General features: G+C 71.8%; 4 protein-coding genes. 3 read left to right on the top strand and 1 reads right to left on the bottom strand.

What is annotated here, in order from left to right; genetic code table 11:
• Positions 1–386: TipAS antibiotic-recognition domain-containing protein (locus QN345_RS15840; protein WP_323508852.1), on the top strand; the 386-nt coding region annotated here is incomplete at its 5' end.
• Here the strand turns inward: QN345_RS15840 and QN345_RS15835 are convergent.
• The gene (locus tag QN345_RS15835; RefSeq protein ID WP_134446245.1) at positions 383–1,006 is read right to left on the bottom strand and encodes a YczE/YyaS/YitT family protein; all 624 of its coding nucleotides are present in this window, start codon (positions 1,004–1,006) and stop codon (positions 383–385) included. The genes QN345_RS15840 and QN345_RS15835 overlap by 4 nt on opposite strands.
• Before the next feature lie 63 nt (positions 1,007–1,069).
• Between QN345_RS15835 and QN345_RS15830 the strand changes: the two genes are divergently transcribed.
• Entirely contained in the window at positions 1,070–2,584 is a 1,515-nt protein-coding gene (locus QN345_RS15830) for a PLP-dependent aminotransferase family protein (protein ID WP_322189163.1), read from the top strand.
• 77 nt (positions 2,585–2,661) lie between these two features.
• A partial coding sequence (locus QN345_RS15825) for an efflux RND transporter permease subunit (protein ID WP_323508851.1) occupies positions 2,662–4,601 on the top strand: 1,940 nt, incomplete at its 3' end.

The raw sequence follows: 4,601 nt of genomic DNA, 5'->3' as shown, positions 1-4,601 counted from the left end.
CCGGGGCGCGCGGCGACGCCTGGTGGCGCGAGATGAGCGCCGCGGAGAAGGTGGCGTGGCAGGAGCGGCAGGCGCAGCTCCTCGCGGACTGGCGCGCGGCGGCCGCCGGAGTCTCCGGTGCCTCCGGAGCCTCCGGAGCATCGGGCCGGCTCGACCCGGCGGGAGCCGAGGCCCAGGCCCTCGCGCAGCGGCAGTTCGACTGGTTGCGGGCCATCCCGGGCACCCCCGGCGGAGGGCCGGGCGGCGCGGGACCCTCGAAGGAGTACTTCACGGGCCTCGGCGAGATGTATGTCTCCGACGAGCGCTTCGCCGCGAACTACGGCGGCCCTGCCGGGGCGGCCTTCGTCCGCGCGGCCCTCCTGGCCTACGCCGACCGCAACCTCTAGCGCGCGTCGGCCAGGGTCGAAGCGGGCGAGGGCGTCCGAGGCGCGGGGAGCGGCAGCGCGAGGCGGGGGATGGTCCACTGGCAGAGCGGGCCGACGAGCGCCGCGAACAGCACGGTCCCGATGCCGACGTTGCCGCCGAGCACCCAGCCGAGCGCGAGCACGGTGCCCTCGATGCCGGTGCGCACGATCCAGATCGGCCAGCCGGTGCGCCGGTGCAGGCCGGTCATCAGGCCGTCGCGGGGTCCGGGGCCGAGGTGCGCCCCGATGTAGAGGCCGGTCGCGACGGCGAGCAGCAGCACGCCTGCCGCGAAGAGCAGCGCGCGCAGCCACAGGTCGAGGCCGGCGGGCACCAGCCAGAGGCCGACATCCACCGACGGGCCGACGAGGAGCGCGTTGATCACGGTGCCGACGCCCGGCTTCTGGCGCAGCGGGATCCAGAACAGCAGCACGACGCCGCTCAGGATGACGGTCAGCAGGCCGAACCCGAGGTGGGTGTGGCCGTCGATGCCCTGGGTGAGCACGTCCCAGGGAGCGACGCCGATCGCGCCGCGCACCATCAGCGCGATCGCGATGCCGTACAGGAAGAGGCCAATAAGCAGCTGAATGAGACGACGGGTCATGGAAACCAATCCAATTGCACGAGTGGACTGTTATCAAGTAGCCAATCTGTCTAGAGTGGCCTCATGTCGGACACCCAGCTCAGCGCCCGTGCCCTCGAGTCGAAGCTCGGCGAGTGGCGCACCGGCGGGAGTGCCTACCGGGGGCTCGCCGATCGCATCCGCTTGCTCGCCCTCGACGGCCGCCTGACCGCCGGCACCCGCCTGCCCGCCGAACGCGAGTTGGGCGTGCGCCTCGGGCTGAGCCGCACGACTGTGACGGCCGCCTACCGCGAGCTGCGCGCCGCGGGGCTGCTCTCGAGCGTGCGCGGTTCGGGCAGCGTGGTGCGGCTGCCGGGCTCCGGCGCGGCGGCCGGCCCTGGCTCAGGGAGCGCGTCGGGCGACAGCGGCGTCCTCGATCTCAGCAAGGCGACGATGTCGGCCCTCGGCGGGCTGGCGGATGTCGCCGCGCGGGCAGCAGAGGACCTCTCGCGTCACCTGAACGGTCCGGGCTTCGATCCGGTCGGCATCCCGGAGTTGCGCGCCGCGATCGCCGAACGCTACCGGGAGCGGGGGCTCCCGACCGACCCGGACCAGATCATGGTGACGATCGGAGCCCAGCACGCGATCTCGCTGCTCGCCCGGGTGTTCGTCAGCCGCGGCGACCGGGTGCTGATCGAACAGCCGAGCTACCCGCACGCGGTTGAGGCGCTCAGCGCGGCCGGGGCGCGGTTCGTGCCGGTGAGCGTGACGGCGCGCGTGGGCGACGGCTCGTCCGGCTGGGACGAGCCCGCCCTGCTCCAGGCCCTCCGGGGCAGCAATCCCGTGCTCGGCTACCTGATGCCCGACTTCCACAACCCGACCGGGCAGACGATGCCCACCGAGCAACGGACCCGCGTCATCGAGGCCGCCGCCCGGCAGGGCACGGTCCTCATCGCGGACGAGACCATGGGAGAGCTCAGCATCGACCGGACCGACGATTTCATGCCGTTCGCGGCATACGCGCAGGGCGAGCCGGGAAATGCAGGAATGAACGGCTATGGAAGCGGGTCTGGCGCCGGCGTCCCCGCCACGGTCGTCACGGTCGGCTCGGTGGGCAAGACCATCTGGGGCGGCCTGCGCATCGGTTGGATCAGGGCGGAGCCCGCGCTGATCCGCCGGCTGGTTGCCGCGCGCACGGCAACGGACATGGGCACGCCGATCCTCGAGCAACTCATCGTCACCCGGATGCTCCCGGAGATGCCGGCGATTCTCGAGCGCCGCAGCCGCGAGCTCCGGGCCGGGCGCGACCACCTCGAGGCGCTCCTCGCCGAGCGCTTCCCCGAGTGGACCGTGCCGCACGTCGACGGCGGCCTCACGGCGTGGGTCAACCTCGGGCGACCCGTGAGCTCCCAGCTCGCGCTCGCCGCGCGCAACCACGGCCTTCTCGTGCCGGCCGGTCCCCGCTTCGGCGTCGACGGCGCCTTCGAGCGCTTCCTGCGGGTCCCGTTCTGCCACGGGGCGTTCGAGATGGAATGCGCTGTGGACGCACTGGGCCTGGCCTGGGGGACGCTGCTGCGGCATCCGCTGCCCGACACCGGGTACCTCGCCGACGTCGTCTGACTCCGAGGCGCCATTCCGCGCCGAACCGGGGGTGCGAAACGCAACACGGGCGTCACACGGCGATGCGATACTGAGCCATGCATTTTCTCGCCGTGCTGAGCATGAAGAACAGGGCCCTGATCGCCCTGATCACGATCGTCGCCGCCATCTTCGGCAGCCTCGCCCTCACGAGCCTCAAGCAGGAACTCATCCCCTCCCTGCAGCTGCCGCAGTTGCTCGTCTCCACGAGCTACCCCGGCGCCTCGCCCGAGGTCGTCAACGACGACGTCTCGACGCCGATCGAGACCGCCATCCAGGGCATCGCGGGCCTCGAATCCACCTCGACGACGAGCAGCACGAACTCCTCGCTCGTGAGCGCGACGTTCACGTACGGCACAGACCTCGTCAAGGCAGAATCCCGCATCAGCCAGGCGATCAACCGCATCAAGACCCGGCTGCCCGACAACCTCGACCCGCAGGTGATCAGCGGCAGCATCGACGACTTCCCGGTCATCTCCCTCGCTGTCTCCGGCGGCGACCAGGCCACCCTCGCCGACGACCTCAAGCGCAGCGTGCTCGGCGACATCCGTGACGTGTCCGGGGTGCGCGAGGCCGCGCTCGTCGGCGATGTCGGCCGCCGGGTGACCATCACAGCGGATGCCGCGGCCCTGGCCGCCCGCGGCCTCAGCACGCAGGCCATCCGTTCGGCCCTGCAGCAGAACGGCGCGCTCATCCCCGCCGGCTCGCTCACCGAGGGCGACAAGACCCTGTCGGTCCAGGCCGGCGGCAAGCTCACCTCCGCCGCGGACATCGCCGCCCTGCCCCTGCTCGCGACCGGCGCCGGCACCGCCCCTGGCGCCGCTCCGGCCACCCCGCCCACGATCGGCGACGTCGCCACCGTCGTGCTCGGTGAGAACCCCGTCGCGAGCATCTCCCGCGTCAACGGCCAGCCGGCCCTCACGATCGCGGTCACGAAGGTGCCCGCCGCCAACACGGTCGACGTATCGACGGCCGTGCGCGCGATCCTGCCGAGGCTTCAGGATGCCGTCCCCGGCACGACCTTCACCGTCGTCTTCGACCAGGCCCCGTTCATCCAGGAGTCGATCAACTCGCTCACCCAGGAGGGCATCCTCGGGCTCGTCTTCGCCGTGCTCGTGATCCTCGTCTTCCTGCTCTCGGTGCGTGCCACGCTCGTCACGGCGATCTCGATCCCGACCTCCGTGCTGATCACCTTCATCGGCCTGCAGGGCGTCGGGTACTCGCTCAACATCCTCACGCTCGGCGCGCTGACCATCGCGATCGGCCGTGTCGTGGACGACTCGATCGTCGTGATCGAGAACATCAAGCGCCACCTCGTGCCCGGGGTGGACCGTTCCGAGACCATCGTCGCGGCCGTGCGCGAGGTCGCCGGCGCGATCACCGCGTCGACGATCACGACCGTCACGGTCTTCCTGCCGATCGCCTTCGTCGGCGGGTCCACCGGCGAACTCTTCCGCCCCTTCGCCCTCACCGTCACGATCGCGCTGCTCGCCTCCCTGCTCGTCTCGCTCACGATCGTGCCCGTACTCGCCTACTGGTTCCTGCGCGCCCCGAGCCCGAGGCCCGCCAGGCCCGCGAAGCCTGCCAAGGCGCCGAATTCTGCTCAGCCGGGTAAGGCTCCCGAGACCGCCCCGGTCCTCGTGACAACGGATGCCGCCGCGTTCGCGGTCGCCGACCCGACCGGCCCCGGCGCGCTCGCGGCCGAGTCCGCGCAAACAACGACCGTCGCCGACGCGGCCGCGGACCACCTTGGCGGGTCCGCACCCGCGGCGACCCCCGCTACCCCTACCGCTGCGGCCGCCGCGTCCCGGCGGACCCGGCGCGCGGCATCCGCCCCCGCGGACGCGATCGTCGAGGAGCCGAGCCGCCTGCAGACCGGGTACCTGCCGATCATCCGCTGGACGCTCCGGCACGCCGTCGCCACCCTGCTGCTCTCCGTGCTCGTACTCGGCGGAACGGTCGCGATCATCCCGTTCATGAAGGTCAACTTCCTCGGCTC

This window comes from Cryobacterium sp. 10I1 (assembly GCF_035019805.1).
GTDB lineage: Bacteria > Actinomycetota > Actinomycetes > Actinomycetales > Microbacteriaceae > Cryobacterium > Cryobacterium glucosi.
The sequence above is the reverse complement of the archived record's forward strand: the minus strand, read 5'-3'. Positions and strand labels throughout refer to the sequence as shown.

Excerpts from the sequence above, each read along its gene's own strand:
- QN345_RS15835 (WP_134446245.1), bottom strand. The coding sequence starts at position 1,006 with ATGACCCGTCGTCTCATTCAGCTGCTTATTGGCCTCTTCCTGTACGGC.
- QN345_RS15830 (WP_322189163.1), top strand. The coding sequence starts at position 1,070 with ATGTCGGACACCCAGCTCAGCGCCCGTGCCCTCGAGTCGAAGCTCGGC.